Below are 2,423 nucleotides of genomic sequence, written 5' to 3'. Positions count from 1 at the left end.
TCAGAGAGGTTGGATGCCCAAGTTTGTTTCGCAAATTGCGTCCGGATTTGAAGATAAAGAGGCCAGGAAGAGACGCCGAGCTGAGGGTTGCAGTGAACGGATCACGCAACGTATTTCTTCATTCGGCCAATCCCGAAGCTGCCCGGCGCGTTGAAGCTGATCTTTTGAAATTATCCGCTCACAAAAAATATCCATATGTTCTTCAGAACGAAGAACCGGAAATGAAAATGCTACTTTCCAGAGATGGGAGAGAAGACGATTTTGGGGTCGCCCAGGCAGTGCTCGGGCAGATGAACATGGAAATGGATCCGTCGCTCTATGTAAAGCATGTCAAAGAGAACGCAAAAATGTTCTTTGATTTGGCAGAGTGGGATGCGTACATCTCGAAATTCGACTATTCGATAGGAACGCGCTTCCATGGAAATCTGATTGCATTAACCAACGGTGTTCCTGCAACCATAATTTCCCACGATTCGAGGACGACGGAAATGGCGGAACTTATGAGCATCCCGCATATCCCGGTCGATAAAGTGGGACAATTGAACGTCAACGAGCTTGTGCAGGCTGGCAACTATGATGAGTTTCAGCGCAAGTACACTGTACTATATGATCGTTTTGCCCAATTCCTTTCGGAGAATGGGGTTGCCCACCGGCTAGAATAGCACCGTGGAGCTGAACTCGGACCGAAGCAGCATTCTGTTACGGCTTCATTTTTGAAAATCCTGATGGTGCTCCATGAATTCTGATTCCTATCCAGTTTACCGCCGGGCAGGTTACTGCCCAATCTGTGAAGCCAATGTCGAGTTTTCCGCCCACTATGATTGGTATCGTGATCATCTGCTCTGCTCCAGATGTGGATCGATCCCGCGTGAGCGCGCTTTGGCTCTTACGCTCACGCGACATGTCTCTCGTTGGCGCAACCTTGTTATTCATGAATCGTCTCCCACTCCCCGCGGAATTTCTCCGAAGTTGAAGCGGGAATGTGCCGGTTATGTTGAATCGCAGTACTTTCCCGGAGAGCGTTTGGGCTCGTCCGTCAAGGGCTTCCGAAACGAGAACCTGGAGGCGCAGACATTTGGTGATGCGACTTTCGATGTCGTCGTTACACTTGATGTCATGGAGCATGTGAATATGCCGGAGCGGGTGACAAAGGAGATTGTCCGCACCCTGAAACCAGGCGGCGCTTATCTGTTCACCGTTCCCACCTACAAGGGCAAGATCGACAGTGAGCGCCGTGCGCTCTACAGGCCGGACGGAACGATCCAGCACACCGGCGAGCCGGAATATCATGGCAATCCTGTTAGCGATGCTGGTTCGCTGGTAACATTTCACTACGGCTATGACCTGCCGGAACTGATCCACCGATGGTCAGGAATGGATGTCGAGGTATGCCGTTTTCATGATCACTGGCACGGCATAATAGGCGAATTTACAGAAGTATATTTGGCACGGAAGCACGCCCGCTAACCAGGCCGAGGCTTTCGTCAGGAGCGAACGTAGTATGCAGATCGATAAGTTGGCAGCGATGTGGCAGGGCTATAGGCAGCGGGGCGTCATCCCAACGATCCACCTTGACGACGGGATGTTCAAAGGCAATCCCTTTCTTGATGACTACGACATTGTTGGCGAAAGCGTGTTGAAGGTGATCGTATCGATCTTGGCAATCGCCCGGAAAGAAGCCATTTACAATATTATGGATTTTGGATGCGGCCATGGGCGTGGCGCTCGCTACATCCGGTCACTGTTCCCTGCCGCCAAGATAACCTTCTGCGATATCGATCCGAGCTGCGTCGAATTTTGCGCCCACGAGTTCGGGGGAGATGCGGTGCTTTCGTCTGAGCATCCCTCTGACATTAAAATCCCAGGCGGCATGGATCTAATCTGGGTTGGCTCTGTCTTCACCCATGTCGATTACGAGAGAATGCAAATTCTTTTCGATAAGCTTTTTGCGGCATTGGGGCGCGGGGGGATACTGATCGCAACCTTCCGGGGGCACAACACGTACGAGATCACAAAGAACGACCCGATCCAAGCTGCTGCCCAAGCACAAATGCTGAAGGACTACGAGCAGACAGGGACTGGCTATTGGCCATACCCAAATGCCGCAGGCCAAGTTGGCATGAGCGATTGGGGACTTTCGCTTGCATCGATCGAGCGAGTTGTGGCGCTAGGCAAACGGCACGCCAATGCTCGCTTGGTCGGCTATAGCGAATCCGGATGGGCGAACGTCCACGATGTTGGCGCTTGGACGAAACGCTGAACCACCGTGTATTCGACATGGCGGTCGAGAAGTCGGTTATTCTGGTCCTCAAACTGGTGGATCAAAAGGTATCCCGTTTCCGACTGAGCGAATCTGCCAAGCACGCTGCCTCTACAGAAGCGGGTCCGTCTGCTTCCCTCGGACCAATCCAAAGATTTCGATT

General features: G+C 52.1%; 3 protein-coding genes. All 3 read left to right on the top strand.

Annotated elements, in window-relative coordinates:
* On the top strand, positions 1–662 hold a 662-nt coding region (locus EN939_RS29980; protein WP_206528374.1), incomplete at its 5' end, for a polysaccharide pyruvyl transferase family protein.
* Positions 663–735: 73 nt separating this feature from the next.
* Positions 736–1,467: a class I SAM-dependent methyltransferase gene (locus EN939_RS29975; RefSeq protein WP_127271277.1), complete on the top strand. Its 732-nt coding sequence runs from the start codon at positions 736–738 to the stop codon at positions 1,465–1,467.
* Between the two features lie 34 nt (positions 1,468–1,501).
* Positions 1,502–2,260: a class I SAM-dependent methyltransferase gene (locus tag EN939_RS29970; RefSeq protein WP_127271275.1), complete on the top strand. Its 759-nt coding sequence runs from the start codon at positions 1,502–1,504 to the stop codon at positions 2,258–2,260.
* Positions 2,261–2,423: the final 163 nt, after the last annotated feature.

Origin of the sequence: Mesorhizobium sp. M7A.F.Ca.CA.002.05.1.1 (assembly GCF_003998335.1) — a bacterium.
In the GTDB taxonomy this organism is placed as follows: domain Bacteria; phylum Pseudomonadota; class Alphaproteobacteria; order Rhizobiales; family Rhizobiaceae; genus Mesorhizobium.
The sequence above is the reverse complement of the archived record's forward strand: the minus strand, read 5'-3'. Positions and strand labels throughout refer to the sequence as shown.